Below are 16,924 nucleotides of genomic sequence, written 5' to 3'. Positions count from 1 at the left end.
TATGGATATCACCGAACTACTGGACTTTAGTGTAAAGCATAATGCTTCTGATCTGCACCTTTCTGCGGGTGTACCTCCAATGATCAGGGTGGATGGTGATGTACGCAAGCTCAGTTTGCCGGCGTTAGACCATGGTGAAGTACACCGTTTGGTGTTTGACATCATGAACGATGCCCAGCGTCGTGAGTTTGAAGAAAAAATGGAAGTGGACTTCTCCTTTGAGTTGCCAGACGTGGGTCGATTCCGTGTGAATGCCTTCCGTCAGGCGCGCGGCAGTGCTGCCGTGTTCCGTACCATTCCTGTCGACATCCCGACGCTGGAATCTCTTCAGGTACCGGAAGTGTTTTATCAAATCGCCCAATGTCAGCGTGGCTTGGTGCTGGTGACCGGGGCGACCGGTTCCGGTAAATCGACCACCATCGCGGCCTTGGTCGATTACATCAATGACAATTACAACCGTCATATTTTAACGATCGAAGATCCGGTGGAATTTGTGCACACCGGTAAGCGTTGTTTGATCAACCAACGTGAAGTACACCGTGATACGCACAGTTTCCATAACGCGCTGCGTTCAGCGCTTCGTGAGGACCCGGATGTGATTCTGGTCGGGGAATTGCGAGATCAGGAAACCATCAGCCTGGCGTTAACGGCAGCAGAAACCGGTCACTTGGTACTGGGCACCTTGCACACCAGTTCGGCGGCGAAAACCATCGACCGTATTATCGATGTCTTCCCGGGCAGTGATAAGCCGATGGTGCGTTCAATGCTGTCGGAATCGCTCCGTGCTGTGGTGTCACAGAGCCTGCTGAAGCGTGTGACGGGCGGCCGAATTGCCGCGCATGAGGTGATGATGGCGACACCCGCGATCCGTAACCTGATCCGTGAAGATAAAGTGGCACAGATGTACTCGATGATCCAAACCGGCTCGTCCATGGGCATGCAGACTATGGAGCAGAGCGTGAAAATGTTGGTGGCGCAAGGATTGGTCGAAGCCGAGGAAGGACGCCGCGTGGTCGACAGTAGCTTTGTCCAGTTTTAATCAGATTTAAGGAATCCCCATGACGTTACAAGAAGCGCTCAATGAAATGGTGAGCAGCAAAGCCTCGGATCTCTACATCACGGTAGATTCCCCGTGCTTGCTGCGCATTGATGGCAGTTTGCATCCCATCGGTGAAACGCTGACGCTTGATGCGGTCGATATGATGTTCGACTACGCCATGGATAACAGCCTGCGCACAGAGTTTGAAATTACCAAAGAAGCAAACTTTGCTTTGGTGCGCGGCGAAAACCGTTTTCGTGTGAGTGCTTTTTGGCAACGTGAATTGCCGGGCATGGTGATCCGCCGAATTGAAACAGAAATTCCGGATATCTTCTCGCTGAATCTGCCGATGGATATGCAGAAGATGGCGCTGGCTAAACGTGGCCTGGTGCTGGTGGTGGGGGCGACCGGCTCAGGTAAGTCGACTTCGCTGGCGGCGATGACCGGTTACCGTAACAGTAACCGCAGCGGCCACATTCTGACGGTGGAAGATCCGATTGAATTTGTGCATAAGCATAACAAATGTATCGTGACCCAACGTGAAGTGGGGTTGGATACGGAAAGCTATGAAATTGCCCTGAAGAACTCGTTGCGCCAAGCGCCGGACATGATCCTGATCGGGGAGATCCGTACGCCTGAAACCATGGAATACGCGATGAACTTCGCCGAAACCGGTCACCTGTGTATGGCGACGCTGCACGCTAACAATGCCAACCAGGCGCTGGAGCGTATTTTGCACTTGGTGCCGAAAGAGCGTCGCGATCAGTTCTTGTTTGATCTGTCGTTGAACCTCAAATGTATTCTGGCTCAGCAGCTGATCCCGGATGCACACGGCATGGGCCGTCACGGTGCGTTTGAAGTGCTGCTCAATACTCCGCGTGTGGCGGATTTGATCCGTCGTGGTGAGTTACATGAAATCAAAGACACCATGGCGAAATCCACCGAGTCGGGCATGATGACGTTTGACCAATCACTGTATGATCTGTTCCGTCAGGGCAAGATCACCGAGCAGGATGCGCTGCACCATGCGGACTCTGCCAACGATTTGCGTCTGATGATCAAAGTGGGCAGTAAAGACAAGATCTACCAGAGCACCCTGAACGGTGTGACGGTGGATATGGGGTAATCCCGTCGTCGAAAAATGCATATTGAGGGGGTCACTTGTCAGTGGCTCCCCATGATCACAATGCGTTAGGGCTGTCATGGCTCTAACGCTTTTTTGTTGTCGGTAATCTATTGATATAAAAGCATGTGCTACAGAGGTGCTTGTTTTTATTGTGATTGCCAAAGAGAGGATCGTCACTGATCAGGTTGTGGAGCTTTTGAGTTTAAGGTGTCCAAAAGCTGTACAGGCTGATCGCACCTTGCGCAATCAAGGATCCGGAAGGATCGTTGGGGCGAGTTAACAGGGTGCGCAGCGTTAGGGTGTTGATCGGGGGGAAAGGTGTACAGGGAGAGCAGGGGCGAGTAGGAGCGGGGAGTAAAAGCGGTTCAAGAGCGGCCCTAAGATCCTATGGAAGAGCCACAACAAAAGTGATTGTCTTAGGCACAAATGGCGGTATTTTCTTTGCAGAACCACAGGACCCAAAAACAAAAAGCGAACGCTATTGACGTTCGCTTTGGGGATTTTATGCTTCTGCTCGAACGCTTAGCCGTACTGTTGTTCGAACCAGCTTTCCAGGATCACGACAGCAGACTGGGAGTCGATGTTGCCTTTGCTCAGGTTGCGGTAGCCGCCGTATTCAAACAGGGAAGAGCGGGCTTCGGCGGTGCTCAGGCGCTCGTCGTGCATTTCTACCTGACAGCCAAAGCGGCCGTGCAGGCGGTTGGCAAATTTCTTCGCGCGTGGCGTAATGGCTTCAAGCTCGCCGCCACGAACATCCAGGGGCAGACCGACCACGACTAAGTCGGGTTGCCATTCTTTTAAGATTTTCTCAATGTCATCCCAGTTTGGGATGCCGTCTTTCGCCTTTAAGGCCGGTAATGGGTTGGCGGTGCCAGTCAGTTCCTGGCCAATCGCCACACCAATGCTCTTGGTGCCGTAATCAAAGGCTAATACGCTACGTGGGTGACTCATGCGTGTCCTACTTCAATCGAAAGGTGGGTGGCATTAATGCCGAGCTGGGCGATGGCTTTCGTCCAGCGTTCATTCACAGGGGTGTTAAACACCACATCGGGATCCGCTTCGGTGGTGAGCCAGGTGTTCTCGGACAGCTCCTGCTCTAACTGGCCCGCATCCCAACCGGCATAGCCCAGCGCCACCAGAAAATGCTCAGGCGCATGGTCTGTCCCCAATAAGGCCAGAATATCTTTCGAGGTGGTGACAGAGACCTCCTCGGTGATGGCGATGCTGGAGCTGAAACGGCCGCTCAGGTTGTGCAGGACAAACCCGCGATCGGCAGACACGGGGCCGCCATTAAACACCGGTTGTTCCAGACTGGCAGGATCGGTGACCGGGGCGTCACGTTCAATGTCGATTTGATCCAACATGCTGCCGACCGAAATCTCTATCGGCAGGTTAATGACAATCCCCATCGCGCCTTCATCGTTGTGTTCGCAAATGTACACGACACCGCCTTTGAAGTTGGGATCTTGCATGCTGGGCATCGCAACCAGAAAGTGATTCGTCAAATTCATGGGACTACCTGCTACCTGTCTTCTTTCTAACAGTATGCCGACTAATTAGCAGAATTGGTATTATTGGGCGTGTATTCAAGGAAGGATCCGCAGCCGGGGCCGACTGCGGATAAATCATCAAGCGTGCGAGTATGACGGGCTTAGGCCTTGTTCAGGCGGCGCTCAATCGCATCCATCAGTTTGCCGGTGATAGAGATATCAAACGCGGCTTCAATTTCACGGATACAGGTCGGGCTGGTCACGTTGATTTCGGTAAGCTTGTCACCGATCACGTCAAGACCGACAAAGATCAGGCCTTTGGCTTTTAGTGTCGGGCCTACCGCTTCCGCGATTTGACGGTCTGTGTCGCTGATTGGACGCGCTTCACCACGGCCACCGGCCGCCAAGTTACCACGGGTTTCGCCTTTGGCCGGAATACGGGCCAGGCAGTATGGCATTGGCTCACCGTCAACCATCAGAATACGCTTATCACCGTTACTGATATCCGGCACAAAAGTTTGCGCCATGCAGTAGTTCTGACCCATGTTGGTCAGGGTTTCGATGATCACAGAGACGTTCGGATCGTTTTTCATCACACGGAAAATGGATGAACCGCCCATGCCGTCCAGCGGCTTCAGGATCACGTCACCGTGTTCTTGGTGGAACGCTTTGATCTTGTCTGCACGACGGGTCACCATGGTGGTTGGCGTCAGCTCTGGGAACCATGCGGTGAACAGTTTTTCGTTACAGTCACGCAGGCTCTGTGGCTTGTTCACGATCAGCGCGCCGGCTTCTTCTGCGCGCTCCAGAATGTAGGTCGCGTAGATGTATTCGGTGTCGAACGGCGGATCTTTACGCATCAGTACTGCGTCCAGATCGGCCAGGGCAATTTCCTGCTCGCTGGTAAATTCAAACCAACCGTTCGGATCTTCTTTCAAGCTGACCACACGGGTACGGGCGATAGCTTTGCCCTGCTCAAGAGACAGGTCATTCATTTCCATGTAGTGAATTTCCCAACCGCGACGTTGGGCTTCCATCATCATGGCAAAGCTGGAATCTTTCTTGATGTTGATGGACTCGATGGGATCCATCACGATACCCAGTTTGATCATTACTTTCTCCTCGTTGTTCTTTCCGTCGGGGCTTAGCCCAGATCGCCGAAGCGGACTTGCAGCGCGGTAATGGCTGTCATCGCAGCGGTTTCGGTACGCAGCACGCGTGGCCCCAGCAGCACTTCATCAAACTTGTATTCTTCTGTCATGCTGATTTCTTCGGCTGACAAACCGCCTTCCGGGCCGATCAGTAAGCGGACTTTGCTCACCGGCTCAGGCAGGGTGTTGATGGAGTATTGCGCGCGTGGGTGCAGGTTCAGTTTCAGGCCATCGTACGCTTCAGCGCACCAGTCTTCCAGTTTCATCACCGGACGAATTTCTGGTACCACGTTACGGCCGCACTGCTCACACGCCGCGATAGCGATCTTCTGCCACTGTTGCATCTTCTTATCGAAACGCTCGGCATTTAATTTCACGCCACAACGTTCTGAAATCAATGGTGTAATGGTGTTCACACCCAATTCAACGGATTTTTGAATGGTGAATTCCATTTTTTCACCACGAGAGATCACCTGACCCAAGTGAATATCCAGTGGTGACTCGCTGCTGTTCTCATGGCGAGCCTGGATTTCAACTTCCACCGACTTTTTGCTGGCGTTGGTGATCACGGCTGGGAATTCCGCATTGCTGCCGTCAAACAGCAAAATTTCTTGGCCGGCTTGCATGCGCATGACGCGGCCAACGTGGTTAGCGGCATCGTCACTAAGCAGAACGGAACCTGAAGACGGTAGGGCTTCAGGGTGGTAAATACGTGGGATTCTCATGGCTACTGGTAACCTGTTGGGTTTATTCTGGGCGTATTATATACCCCAGTCGAAGGGGGATCACAATGTTACCGTCGGCGAAGCCGTGGCAGAGGGCGTAAGCGGTCGCACACTGACCCGCTTACGCCCACACAATGCGTTATTTTGCGGTGTTCTTGCAGCGATTAAGGAGCGACTGATAGTGCGTTTGCTCGGTCGCGCTCAGGGTGAGGTCGTAGGCTTTCACCACGCGGATAAAGCGCGGAATGTACTGACACTGGTTTTTCGGCGGCAGCCATTCATCTAAGCCTTTGGCGCCTTTCTGGCGATTGAGTGAGGCTTCCACACTGACAAGGTTTTTGGGATCGTTAGCAAAGGCTTTGCGCTCGTCCAGTGTCCAGCGATCGGCGCCGTGCTCCCAGGCCCATTTCAGCGGCACGACGTGGTCGATATCAATGTCTGACGCGTTGTAAATCACCTTGCCGGAGTAGGCGCTGTTCCAGCGACCGGATACTACCTGACATTGCTTGGTATCTTTGAAACGCACCTGACCCACAGACTGGGCGATCAGGGTTTCCATACGCGCATTCTGGCAGTCTTTGTCGTTATCCATCCAGCCGTGACCAAAGTAATGACGCTGATACGTGCCGGCGTCAGCCGTGGTACTCGTTGCCGGTTTGTTTTGCGCGCCTTTCGGCAGACGGCCGCCACTGTCGAGACACGCTTGCAGACTGTCGTACGGCGTGAAGTTTTTGGTGCGCTGGTAGGACGCGCTGTAGCTGTCGTGACAGATCCCGCTGCTGGATTTTTTGACGACTGTAGCATTGGCCGCTTGGGCGCTGGTGGTCAGTGGAAGGAGCAGGGTAAATGCCAGTCCGTAGCACAGTTGGCGTGGCAAGGTTGAAATGAAGTGTCGCATGACCGTCCTCAATCAGTAATGAATACTGATAAGAGTATCACTCAATTGACTTTTTAGAGTGATGTCACGGTATGTTTTCTGTCAGTTACATGTGGTTTGGGGCCGTTATTGATTGCTCTGTCGCTTTTGAGTGTCTGGCCGCTTTTTATTAACGGGCAGATGTTGGCAAGGTTAATGAGTATTAGCGGTTAGCCGTCGTCAGGCACAGCGCTTCTCCGCAGCGACGGCAGCGGTATTGGGTCTGGCCGCGTTGTACTTTGTTATGACGGCGTACCGACAGCTGGTGCGTCTGGCATTGGCACTGGTAGGTAAACAGGGCGCCTTGTACCGAACTGACGTCCATACGATGGGTGGTGCGCGGGGGCACGCCAAAGATTTCCTGCATCACGACCTGCCATTCCCGTCCGTGCGGACGCACGCGGCCAAAGCGTTTGAACACCACCAAATGTGCCACTTCATGAGGCACTACTTCATTGAGAAAAGCCTCAGGGTTTTCTGCCAGTAAGACCGGATTAAAGCGCACTTCCCAACGTTGTAAGTGGGCAGTACCGGCAATTTTTCCCCGCTGTGTAAAGCTGACCACCGGCATCGGCATACGCTTGTTCAGGCGCTGATTGGCGATCTTGATGCATTGGGCGACACGGGCGGTCACTTGGTCGTGAAGAGGGGACATGGTCAGGCACTGTGCTGGTGGAAAGGGGAGGCAGTATAAGAAAGTCAGCGGGAAGAGGGAAGGGACGCGTCTTGGGTAAGAGCGGAAAGGCAAAAGCGGACCTATGGCCCTATGGAAAAAGCAGGAGCGGAAGGGCTTGCAGCCATAAAGGGATCTGAAATCCTGCTTTCAGGACCACAGGACCACAGGACCACAGGACCACAGGACCACAGGACCACAGGACCACTCTTTCTCGTGCCTTCAGACTCGATACTCGTCCCTTAAAACGCTTTTCCTCGCCCCTCGCAAACGCGCCCCTAAAAAACACAAAAAGGAAGCCGAGGCCTCCTTTTTCGTGTGTTGCTGCAGTTCGCTTACTTGATGTTAGCGAATTCGCGCAGAAGAGCTGCTTTGTCAGTCGCTTCCCAAGGGAATTCTTCACGACCGAAGTGACCGTAAGCGGCTGTTTTCTTGTACATAGGCTTCAACAGATCAAGCATTTCGATCAGGCCGTATGGGCGTAGGTCGAAGTGCTGACGTACCGCTTCTACGATGATCTCGTGAGACACTTTTTCAGTACCGAACGTTTCGATCATGATAGATGTTGGATCCGCCACGCCGATAGCGTAAGACAGCTGGATTTCACAACGGTCAGCCATGCCAGCAGCAACAATGTTTTTCGCTACGTAACGTGCTGCGTAAGCTGCTGAACGGTCAACTTTTGATGGATCTTTACCAGAGAAAGCACCACCACCGTGACGTGCTGCGCCGCCGTAGGTATCTACGATGATCTTACGACCCGTCAGACCACAGTCACCCATTGGACCACCGATAACGAAACGGCCGGTTGGGTTGATGAAGTACTTGGTGTCTTTGTTCAGCCACTCAGAAGGCAGTACTGGCTTGATGATTTCTTCCATTACCGCTTCTTGCAGTACTGGCAGTTCAATGCTGTCACAGTGCTGCGTAGACAGCACAACGGCATCGATACCGACAATCTTGCCTTGGTCGTACTGGAAGGTTACCTGAGATTTTGCATCCGGACGCAACCATGGCAGTGCGCCGTTTTTACGTACTTTAGCCTGACGCTCAACCAGACGGTGTGCGTAAGTGATCGGTGCTGGCATCAGTACGTCAGTTTCGTTTGTTGCGTAACCGAACATGATACCTTGGTCACCCGCGCCCAGTTCACGTGGGTCTTCACGGTCAACACCTTGGTTGATGTCTGGCGACTGCTTACCGATAGCGCTCAATACTGCACAAGAGTCAGCATCGAAGCCCATTTGTGAGTTCACGTAGCCGATTTCACGGACGGTTTGACGGGTGATTTCTTCGATATCTACCCATGCAGATGTCGTGATTTCACCGCCAACCATTACCATGCCGGTTTTTACGTAAGTCTCACACGCCACACGTGCTTTTGGATCTTGTTCTAAGATCGCATCCAAGACTGCATCTGAAATTTGGTCTGCAATTTTATCTGGATGGCCTTCTGATACAGATTCAGAAGTAAACAGGTGCTTCGACATGAGCGCTCCCACAAGTAATGTTCGTTAAATGATGAAGTCTATACCAAGGAAAAAAACACGTCAGATATATACGTGTATACGTTTGTATGTATAGAGCTTCCTCCGTCTAGACGTCTATAATACGCGTTCGTGGTATAAAATCAACACTACGATGGATGTGGGTATTGCGTGTGACAGGGAAAGAATTGAGGCAAACGATTACTTTGTAAGGCTTTTATTACAGTCGCTGACGGAAGTTACGCAACAGTGCATTGATATAACGCTTATTTTCTGATGTTTTTAGGAAGGAAATCGTTTGCAGATAGGGGGATCTCTTTGCGACAATACCCGCCCGCCGAACTCAGGTTTTCTGGGTCATTGAAGACCGAGAAAAACCCAATCTAACAGACTAGGAATATCTGGAGCAGACATGTCTTCTCGTAAAGTACTCGCTAATGCCATTCGCGCCCTAAGCATGGACGGTGTCCAACAAGCTAACTCTGGCCACCCAGGCGCCCCAATGGGCATGGCGGACATCGCCGAAGTATTGTGGCGTGGCCACATGAACCACAACCCACAAAACCCACAGTGGGCTGATCGCGACCGTTTTGTACTGTCAAACGGCCACGGTTCAATGCTGATTTACTCTCTGCTTCACCTGACAGGCTACGAGCTGTCTATTGACGATCTGAAAAACTTCCGTCAATTGCATTCTAAAACACCGGGTCACCCTGAATACGGTTACGCACCGGGTGTTGAAACCACAACAGGTCCACTAGGCCAAGGCATCACCAATGCGGTGGGTATGGCGATGGCTGAAAAAGCTCTGGCTGCACAGTTTAACCGTGAAGGCCACGACATCATCGACCACAACACTTACGTGTTCATGGGCGACGGCTGTCTGATGGAAGGTATTTCTCACGAAGCGTGTTCACTGGCGGGTACGCTGGGTCTGGGCAAGCTGATCGCATTCTGGGATGACAACGGTATTTCTATCGACGGTCACGTAGAAGGCTGGTTCTCTGACGATACACCAAAACGTTTTGAAGCGTACGGCTGGCACGTGATCCCTGCGGTTGACGGTCACGATGCTGACGCAATCAACGCAGCGATTGAAGCGGCGAAAGCGGAAACGTCTCGTCCAACCCTGATCTGTACCAAGACCATCATTGGTTTCGGTTCTCCAAACAAAGCCGGTTCTCACGACTGTCACGGTGCCCCACTGGGTGCAGAAGAAATTGCTGCAGCCCGTGAATTCCTGGGTTGGGAACACGGTCCATTTGAAATCCCTGCTGATATCTACGCACAGTGGGATGCAAAAGCAGCGGGCGCAGATAAAGAAGCGGCATGGAACACCAAGTTTGATGCATATGCAGCGGCATTCCCTGCAGAAGCAGCTGAGCTTAAGCGTCGTCTAAACGGCGATTTGCCTGCTGAGTGGGAAGAAAAAGCGAGCCAAATCATTGCTGATCTGCAAGCGAACCCAGCGAACATCGCTTCTCGTAAAGCGTCACAAAACGCACTAGAAGCATTCGGTGCGATGCTGCCAGAATTCATGGGCGGCTCGGCTGACCTTGCGCCTTCTAACCTGACCATGTGGTCTGGCTCGAAGTCTCTGACTGCTGATGATTTCTCAGGTAACTACATCCACTACGGTGTACGTGAATTCGGCATGACAGCGATCATGAACGGTATCGCACTACACGGTGGCTTCGTGCCTTACGGTGCAACCTTCCTGATGTTCATGGAATACGCGCGTAACGCAATGCGTATGGCTGCCCTGATGAAAGTGCAGAACATTCAGGTGTACACGCACGATTCTATCGGTCTGGGTGAAGATGGCCCGACGCACCAGCCTGTTGAGCAAATCGCGTCTCTACGTCTGACACCAAACATGAGCACATGGCGTCCATGTGACCAGGTGGAATCTGCAGTGGCTTGGAAACTGGCGATTGAGCGTAAAGACGGCCCATCTGCGCTGATCTTCTCGCGTCAGAACCTGGCTCAGCAGCCACGTGATGCACAGCAAGTGGCTGACATCGCAAAAGGCGGTTACATCCTGAAAGATTGCGCAGGCAAGCCTGAGCTTATCTTGATCGCGACCGGTTCTGAAGTTGAGCTAGCAGTGAAAGCCGCAGAGCAGCTAACAGAAGCAGGCAAAGCAGTACGCGTGGTATCTATGCCATCGACTGACGCGTTCGACAAGCAAGACGCCGCTTACCGTGAAGCGGTACTGCCATCAGATGTGACGGCACGTATCGCTATCGAAGCGGGCATCGCGGACTTCTGGTACAAGTACGTTGGCTTTGACGGTCGCATCATCGGCATGCACACGTTCGGTGAATCTGCACCGGCTGAGCAGCTGTTTGAAATGTTCGGCTTCACCGTCGACAACGTGGTTGAAACCGCAAACGCACTATTGGCGTAATGGTTTAAGAATGAATCAGACGGTATGAATGCTAGCCTGTAGGGTATGCGTTCCTGCACATTGATTTATTTTGTAAAGCGAAAAAAGCCCCCAATTTGGGGGCTTTTTTTATGGGAAATGAGATCTTGGTCACGGCGGTTTTTACGCACCACAGGGCATAAAAAAACGACAAATTAAAATTAAGATATTGATTTTAAATGTGGGTTTTGGTGTGAGTGACTCTGCTCACAATTATGGTGATTCTGTGAATCGCTTGGTATACACTAGTCCGGCTTATTAATTTTGTAGCACGGATATGACACTAAACGTCGCAATTAATGGATTTGGCCGCATCGGACGCAGCGTGCTGAGAGCGCTGTACGAAAGCGGAAAGTCTGAACAGATCAAGGTCGTGGCAGTCAATGAGTTGGCTGAGCCTGAAGCTATGGCTCACCTTCTGCAATATGACACAAGCCATGGCCGATTTTGCAAGCCTGTCAGTCATGACCAGGAGCACCTGTTTATTGCCCATCAAAACGGTGAGCGTGACAGTATTCGCATCTTGCATCAACGCGACGTGCATCTCCTCCCTTGGCAAGATCTCGATATCGACATCGTGCTCGACTGTACCGGAGTGTACGGTTCCCGCGCCGACGGCGAAGCCCATCTCAACGCGGGCGCTAAAAAAGTGTTGTTCTCCCATCCTGCTGCTAATGATATTGATAACACCATCATCTACGGTGTGAATCACACGTCACTCAAACCTGAAGACCGCATTGTGTCTAACGGTTCTTGTACTACCAACTGCATCGTCCCAATCATCCAGGTCTTGGATGACAAGTTCGGGATTGAATCCGGCACCATTACCACGATCCATTCTGCCATGAATGACCAGCAGGTGATTGATGCCTACCATTCCGATCTTCGTCGTACCCGCGCAGCCAGTCAGTCAATCATCCCAGTGGACACGAAACTTCACTTGGGCATCGGGCGTATTTTTCCGAAACTTTCTGACAAATTTGAAGCGATCTCTGTGCGTGTTCCGACAATAAATGTTACAGCGATGGATTTAAGTGTCACAATAAAAACAAATGTGAAAGTTAATGACGTAAATCAATCACTGGCCGAGGCGTCTCGTTGTACATTAGATGGCATAGTGGATTACACCGAAGCACCCCTGGTGTCGACCGACTTCAATCACGATCCCCATAGTGCGATTGTTGACGGCACCCAAACTCGCGTGAGTAACCAGCACTTGATTAAACTGCTGGTATGGTGTGATAACGAATGGGGATTTGCTAACCGGATGCTTGATACCGCGTTAGCGATGCATGCGACCACCCAACCGGTGGCAAGCGCATAAAGCAAGACAGAATTCGTAAGGCTGAGTCCCAGACTGAGCTGGCAAAACTTTGATTTTTAATTTAATTAATGTTGAGAGGACAAACCATGTCTGTAATCAAGATGACTGACCTGGATCTAGCAGGTAAACGTGTATTCATCCGTGCTGACCTAAACGTGCCAGTAAAAGACGGTAAAGTAACTTCTGATGCACGTATCATCGCATCTCTTCCAACTATCAAGCTTTGCCTAGAAGCTGGCGCGAAAGTAATGGTGACTTCTCACCTAGGCCGTCCAACTGAAGGCGAGTACGCAGAAGAGTTCTCTCTACAGCCTGTCGTTAACTACCTAAACGACGCACTAGACTGCGAAGTTAAACTAGCGAAAGATTACCTAGATGGCCTAGAGCTAAACGCAGGTGAGCTTGTTGTTCTTGAAAACGTTCGCTTCAACAAAGGCGAGAAGAAGAACGAAGAAGAGCTATCTAAGAAATACGCTGCACTGTGTGACGTATTCGTAATGGATGCATTCGGTACAGCTCACCGTGCACAAGCGTCAACTCACGGCGTTGGTATGTTCGCAGACGTTGCGTGTGCAGGTCCTCTACTAGCGGCTGAACTAGACGCACTAGGTAAAGCAATGAGCAACCCAGAGCGTCCACTGGTTGCTATCGTTGGTGGTTCAAAAGTATCGACTAAGCTGACTGTGCTTGAGTCACTGTCTAAAATCGCTGACCAGCTAGTTGTTGGTGGTGGTATCGCGAACACATTCATCGCGGCTGAAGGCCACAATGTAGGTAAGTCTCTATACGAAGCTGACCTAATTGAAACTGCGCAGAAGCTAATGAAAGAGTGTGCAATTCCAGTTGCTACTGACGTTGCGTGTGCAAAAGCATTCGACGAAAACGCTGAAGCGGAAATCAAGCACGTTTCTGAAGTGCAAGATGACGACATGATCTTCGACCTAGGTCCAGATTCAACTGCAGCACTTGCTGAAATCATCGGCAACGCTAAAACTATCCTATGGAACGGCCCTGTAGGCGTATTCGAGTTCAAGAACTTCGAAGCGGGTACAAAAGGTATCTCTGAAGCAATCGCTCAGTCTGCAGGTTTCTCTGTAGCAGGTGGTGGTGACACGCTAGCAGCTATCGACAAGTTCGGTATCAAAGCTGACGTTTCTTACATCTCTACTGGCGGCGGTGCATTCCTTGAGTTCGTAGAAGGTAAAGTACTACCAGCAGTTGCAATGCTTGAAGAGCGTGCAAAAGCATAATGATTGAGGGCGGAAGCGGGTGCTTCCGCACTTTAACGTTTGTGAATTGGGTCAACTTTTAATAGAATACTGACCCATCGCAAACGTTTGCAAAAGATTTAAATTCATACAGACAACAAGGCAAATAGGACTATTGTTATGTCTAAGATCTTCGATTTTGTAAAACCTGGTGTTATTTCTGGCGACGACGTACAGAAAGTATTTGAAGTAGCTAAAGAAAACAACTTCGCACTTCCAGCAGTTAACGTTGTTAACACTGACTCAATCAACGGTGTACTTGAAGCTGCTGCTAAAGTGAAAGCGCCAGTTGTTGTTCAGTTCTCTAACGGCGGTGCTGCGTTCTTCGGCGGTAAAGGTCTGAAACTTGAAGGTCAAGAAGCACAAATTCTTGGTGCTGTAGCGGGTGCTAAATACGTACACGCTGTTGCTGAAGCTTACGGTGTGCCAGTAATCCTACACACTGACCACGCTGCTAAGAAACTACTACCATGGATCGACGGTCTACTAGACGCGGGTGAAGCACACTTCGCAGCAACTGGTAAGCCTCTATTCTCTTCTCACATGATCGACCTGTCTGAAGAGTCGCTAGAAGAAAACATCGAAATCTGTGCTAAGTACCTAGAGCGCATGGAAAAGATGGGTATGACGCTAGAATTCGAACTAGGTTGTACTGGTGGTGAAGAAGACGGCGTTGATAACTCTGATATGGACTCTTCTGAGCTATACACTTCTCCAGAAGACGTGGCATACGCTTACGAGAAACTAAGCCCAATCAGCCACCGTTTCACTATCGCTGCTTCTTTCGGTAACGTACACGGTGTTTACCAAGCAGGTAACGTTGTACTGACTCCAACTATCCTACGTGATTCTCAAGCTTACTGTGCAGAGAAGTTCGGTATCGCACCTAACGCTCTAAACTTCGTATTCCACGGTGGTTCTGGTTCAACTGAAGCAGAAATCAAAGAGTCTATCTCTTACGGTGTTATCAAAATGAACATCGATACTGATACTCAGTGGGCAACTTGGGACGGTATCCGTACTTACGAAGCTGAAAACCACGACTTCCTACAGGGTCAGATCGGTAACCCAACTGGCGAAGCTGCGCCTAACAAGAAGTACTACGATCCACGCGTATGGCTACGTGCTGGTCAGTCTTCAATGGTTGCTCGTCTTGAGAAAGCATTCGCTGACCTTAACGCGATCGACGTACTATAATTTTTCGTTCTTAACGGAAAATGAGAAAGGCCCGCTACTGCGGGCTTTTTTTTGCCTGAAAATCAGCAAGCGTGATTTCTGTCACTTTTCTGTTGGTGATAGGGCGCAGTGGGAGTATTATCCCGCGCATAAAATGGCCATTGCATTTGGTCAAATCGCACTGATCACTGATATAGTGATGATTGCATAAATAAAATCTTCTTTTATTGACGCGTATGACACTGCCGCTCGATGTAGTTTGGCAGACAAGTACCACAAGCAGGATGAGATAAGTATGAGTGAGAGCGTTGCTTCAACAGTAACTGATGTAACTGATAAGGTAGTGGATACCATTACCGATAACGATTTGACCAATGGCGTATTGCACGCGGGTAATTGGGTTGCGGACAACCATGACCTTTTGATCCAGTACGGTGTGAATATCATTTCTGCCCTGCTGATCCTATTTGTCGGTAACCTGATCACCAAAGGCATTGCAAACGGCGTGGCGAAAGTACTGCGCAAGAAAGAGATGGACGAAGCCGTGGTGGAGTTCCTGCACTCACTGGTTCGTTACCTGCTATTTGTTATCGTGCTGATTGCGGCTTTGGGCCGTGTTGGCGTACAGACCGCGTCTGTGGTTGCTGTGATCGGTGCGGCCGGTTTGGCAGTCGGTCTGGCACTGCAAGGTTCACTGTCTAACTTTGCAGCGGGCGTATTGATCGTGGCATTCCGTCCATTCAAGTCAGGTGATTTCGTGGAAGTGGGTGGTGTATCAGGTCTGGTTGAAGCGATTCAGGTGTTCTCAACGATTCTGAAAACCACTGACAACAAAATGGTTGTTGTACCAAACTCTTCCGTTATTGGTGGTCCAATCACGAACTACTCACGTCACAAAACCCGTCGTATCGACTACGTGATTGGTGTGTCATACAAAGCGGATCTGAAAAAGACCAAAGAAGTGCTAGAGCGCGTTGTGGCTGCTGAACCTCGTGTACTGCACGACATTGAAGTGACTGTTGGTGTGGTAGCGCTGGCGGATTCATCCGTGAACTTCGTGGTTCGCCCATGGGTAAACACCGAAGATTACTGGCCAGTGTACTTTGATATGCTACAAGCGATCAAAGAAGAGCTGGACAAAGAAGGTATTGAAATTCCATTCCCACAAATGGATGTTCACCTAAACAAACTGGAAGGTTGATCCTTTCGTTAAGGTGATAAAAAGGAGCCCTTGTGGCTCCTTTTTTTTGCTTGCAATAAAACAATGTGCAAAAAAATGTAGAATTCAGGGAATCTTTTGCGATAACGTGTTGTCGAAAGGACATATCACACAATCACAATGGATAACTTCGATGAAAAAACACCTTGTTGCAGTCATGCTAGGACTCGGTTTACTCGGCACAAGCGGTATGGCATCGGCGGACATTTCCGTACCTCATTTGGAAACCACCGGCAGCGGTGAAATCACGGTACAGCCAGATATGGCCGTGTTCTCGGTAGCAGTAGAAGAAGTGAAGCCAACGGCACAAGCGGCAAAACAAGCGGCTGATCAGGCGGTGACGGCGTTTGTGGAGCGTTTGCTGGCGCAAGGATTGGAACGTAGCCAAATTCAAAGTGCGAACATCAGTTTGCAGCCACAGTACACTTACCCGAAAAACAATGCGCCACAGCTAAAAGGCTACCGTGCGAGCCGTACCATTACGGTGACCGTGAACGAGCTGGATAACCTGAATATGTATCTGGACAATGCGCTGGGTGACGGCATCAACCGTATCAATGCGATTGAGCTGAAAGTACGTGACGAGAAAGCCTTCCAGGAGCAAGCGCGTCAGGCGGCTATCCAAGATGCGATCAGCAAAGCGGAATCCTTAGCGAAGGGCTTTGGTGAGAAACTGGATGGCGTGTGGCAGATTTCATATCAGTCTAACCAGCCACGCCCAATCATGATGCGTATGGCGATGGACAGCCCGAATGAAGCGGCGATGACGTACCAGGATGCGCAGATCATTATTCGTGATCAGGTCGCGGTGACGTTCAAGCTGGAAGACTAAGCGCGAGCAGGGACGAGGGACACGTCTAAAGGAAAAGCGATACTAGACATAAAAAAACGGGATGCTATGT

General features: G+C 50.7%; 15 protein-coding genes. 8 read left to right on the top strand and 7 right to left on the bottom strand.

Translation table 11 applies throughout. The features are described from left to right. Position 1 precedes the first annotated feature (1 nt). Both ABT58_RS20030 and ABT58_RS20025 read left to right on the top strand, forming a co-directional pair. Complete coding sequence (locus ABT58_RS20030) at positions 2-1,039, top strand: type IV pilus twitching motility protein PilT (protein ID WP_047876214.1); 1,038 nt, start codon at positions 2-4, stop codon at positions 1,037-1,039. 19 nt (positions 1,040-1,058) lie between these two features. Further along, positions 1,059-2,165 (top strand): PilT/PilU family type 4a pilus ATPase, encoded by a 1,107-nt coding sequence (locus tag ABT58_RS20025; protein ID WP_047876213.1) that lies wholly within the window; start codon positions 1,059-1,061, stop codon positions 2,163-2,165. A 522-nt stretch (positions 2,166-2,687) separates the two neighbouring features. Here the strand turns inward: ABT58_RS20025 and ruvX are convergent. The 7 genes from ruvX to metK form a co-directional block, all read right to left on the bottom strand. Beyond that, a complete protein-coding gene (ruvX, locus tag ABT58_RS20020) occupies positions 2,688-3,116 on the bottom strand; it encodes a Holliday junction resolvase RuvX (protein ID WP_047876212.1) in 429 nt (142 codons plus the stop codon). Next, positions 3,113-3,676, bottom strand: a complete 564-nt coding sequence (locus ABT58_RS20015; protein WP_047876211.1) for a YqgE/AlgH family protein — start codon at positions 3,674-3,676, stop codon at positions 3,113-3,115. Before ABT58_RS20015 ends, ruvX begins: the two co-directional genes overlap by 4 nt. A gap of 140 nt (positions 3,677-3,816) precedes the next feature. Continuing rightward, positions 3,817-4,767, bottom strand: a complete 951-nt coding sequence (gene gshB, locus ABT58_RS20010) for a glutathione synthase (RefSeq protein WP_047876210.1) — start codon at positions 4,765-4,767, stop codon at positions 3,817-3,819. A 32-nt stretch (positions 4,768-4,799) separates the two neighbouring features. Continuing rightward, the gene (rsmE, locus tag ABT58_RS20005; RefSeq protein WP_047876209.1) at positions 4,800-5,531 is read right to left on the bottom strand and encodes a 16S rRNA (uracil(1498)-N(3))-methyltransferase; all 732 of its coding nucleotides are present in this window, start codon (positions 5,529-5,531) and stop codon (positions 4,800-4,802) included. A gap of 139 nt (positions 5,532-5,670) precedes the next feature. Beyond that, positions 5,671-6,429, bottom strand: coding sequence for an HNH endonuclease family protein (locus ABT58_RS20000; protein ID WP_082211178.1), 759 nt, complete (start codon positions 6,427-6,429; stop codon positions 5,671-5,673). 181 nt (positions 6,430-6,610) lie between these two features. Next, positions 6,611-7,102 carry a SprT family zinc-dependent metalloprotease gene (locus ABT58_RS19995; RefSeq protein WP_047876208.1) on the bottom strand — a complete coding sequence of 164 codons (492 nt, stop codon included), beginning with the start codon at positions 7,100-7,102 and terminating at the stop codon, positions 6,611-6,613. A gap of 353 nt (positions 7,103-7,455) precedes the next feature. Then, positions 7,456-8,610 carry a methionine adenosyltransferase gene (gene metK / locus ABT58_RS19990; protein WP_047876207.1) on the bottom strand — a complete coding sequence of 385 codons (1,155 nt, stop codon included), beginning with the start codon at positions 8,608-8,610 and terminating at the stop codon, positions 7,456-7,458. Between the two features lie 409 nt (positions 8,611-9,019). Here metK and tkt point away from each other — a divergent pair, with 409 nt between their 5' ends. From tkt to ABT58_RS19960, 6 genes are all read left to right on the top strand, one after another. Then, positions 9,020-11,017 carry a transketolase gene (gene tkt, locus ABT58_RS19985; RefSeq protein WP_047876206.1) on the top strand — a complete coding sequence of 666 codons (1,998 nt, stop codon included), beginning with the start codon at positions 9,020-9,022 and terminating at the stop codon, positions 11,015-11,017. A gap of 295 nt (positions 11,018-11,312) precedes the next feature. Continuing rightward, positions 11,313-12,359, top strand: coding sequence for an erythrose-4-phosphate dehydrogenase (epd, locus tag ABT58_RS19980; RefSeq protein WP_047876205.1), 1,047 nt, complete (start codon positions 11,313-11,315; stop codon positions 12,357-12,359). Between the two features lie 86 nt (positions 12,360-12,445). Next, positions 12,446-13,609, top strand: a complete 1,164-nt coding sequence (locus ABT58_RS19975; protein WP_047876204.1) for a phosphoglycerate kinase — start codon at positions 12,446-12,448, stop codon at positions 13,607-13,609. 138 nt (positions 13,610-13,747) lie between these two features. Continuing rightward, positions 13,748-14,824, top strand: coding sequence for a class II fructose-bisphosphate aldolase (gene fbaA / locus ABT58_RS19970; protein ID WP_047876203.1), 1,077 nt, complete (start codon positions 13,748-13,750; stop codon positions 14,822-14,824). A 274-nt stretch (positions 14,825-15,098) separates the two neighbouring features. Continuing rightward, the gene (gene mscS, locus ABT58_RS19965; protein WP_047876202.1) at positions 15,099-16,004 is read left to right on the top strand and encodes a small-conductance mechanosensitive channel MscS; all 906 of its coding nucleotides are present in this window, start codon (positions 15,099-15,101) and stop codon (positions 16,002-16,004) included. A gap of 151 nt (positions 16,005-16,155) precedes the next feature. Further along, positions 16,156-16,854: an oxidative stress defense protein gene (locus tag ABT58_RS19960; protein WP_047876201.1), complete on the top strand. Its 699-nt coding sequence runs from the start codon at positions 16,156-16,158 to the stop codon at positions 16,852-16,854. Positions 16,855-16,924 lie beyond the last annotated feature (70 nt).

This window comes from Photobacterium aphoticum, assembly GCF_001029435.1.
GTDB classification, from domain to species: domain Bacteria; phylum Pseudomonadota; class Gammaproteobacteria; order Enterobacterales; family Vibrionaceae; genus Photobacterium; species Photobacterium aphoticum.
Note: the sequence above shows the minus strand (reverse complement) of the source record. Positions and strands in the feature narration are given on the sequence as shown.

Bases quoted from the DNA above. Each gene is read 5' to 3' on its own strand.
- mscS (WP_047876202.1), top strand. From the start codon at position 15,099: ATGAGTGAGAGCGTTGCTTCAACAGTAACTGATGTAACTGATAAGGTA.
- fbaA (WP_047876203.1), top strand. From the start codon at position 13,748: ATGTCTAAGATCTTCGATTTTGTAAAACCTGGTGTTATTTCTGGCGAC.
- epd (WP_047876205.1), top strand. From the start codon at position 11,313: ATGACACTAAACGTCGCAATTAATGGATTTGGCCGCATCGGACGCAGC.
- ABT58_RS20025 (WP_047876213.1), top strand. From the start codon at position 1,059: ATGACGTTACAAGAAGCGCTCAATGAAATGGTGAGCAGCAAAGCCTCG.
- tkt (WP_047876206.1), top strand. From the start codon at position 9,020: ATGTCTTCTCGTAAAGTACTCGCTAATGCCATTCGCGCCCTAAGCATG.
- ABT58_RS19975 (WP_047876204.1), top strand. From the start codon at position 12,446: ATGTCTGTAATCAAGATGACTGACCTGGATCTAGCAGGTAAACGTGTA.
- gshB (WP_047876210.1), bottom strand. From the start codon at position 4,767: ATGATCAAACTGGGTATCGTGATGGATCCCATCGAGTCCATCAACATC.
- ABT58_RS20030 (WP_047876214.1), top strand. From the start codon at position 2: ATGGATATCACCGAACTACTGGACTTTAGTGTAAAGCATAATGCTTCT.
- ABT58_RS19960 (WP_047876201.1), top strand. From the start codon at position 16,156: ATGAAAAAACACCTTGTTGCAGTCATGCTAGGACTCGGTTTACTCGGC.
- rsmE (WP_047876209.1), bottom strand. From the start codon at position 5,531: ATGAGAATCCCACGTATTTACCACCCTGAAGCCCTACCGTCTTCAGGT.
- ruvX (WP_047876212.1), bottom strand. From the start codon at position 3,116: ATGAGTCACCCACGTAGCGTATTAGCCTTTGATTACGGCACCAAGAGC.
- ABT58_RS19995 (WP_047876208.1), bottom strand. From the start codon at position 7,102: ATGTCCCCTCTTCACGACCAAGTGACCGCCCGTGTCGCCCAATGCATC.
- ABT58_RS20000 (WP_082211178.1), bottom strand. From the start codon at position 6,429: ATGCGACACTTCATTTCAACCTTGCCACGCCAACTGTGCTACGGACTG.
- metK (WP_047876207.1), bottom strand. From the start codon at position 8,610: ATGTCGAAGCACCTGTTTACTTCTGAATCTGTATCAGAAGGCCATCCA.
- ABT58_RS20015 (WP_047876211.1), bottom strand. From the start codon at position 3,676: ATGAATTTGACGAATCACTTTCTGGTTGCGATGCCCAGCATGCAAGAT.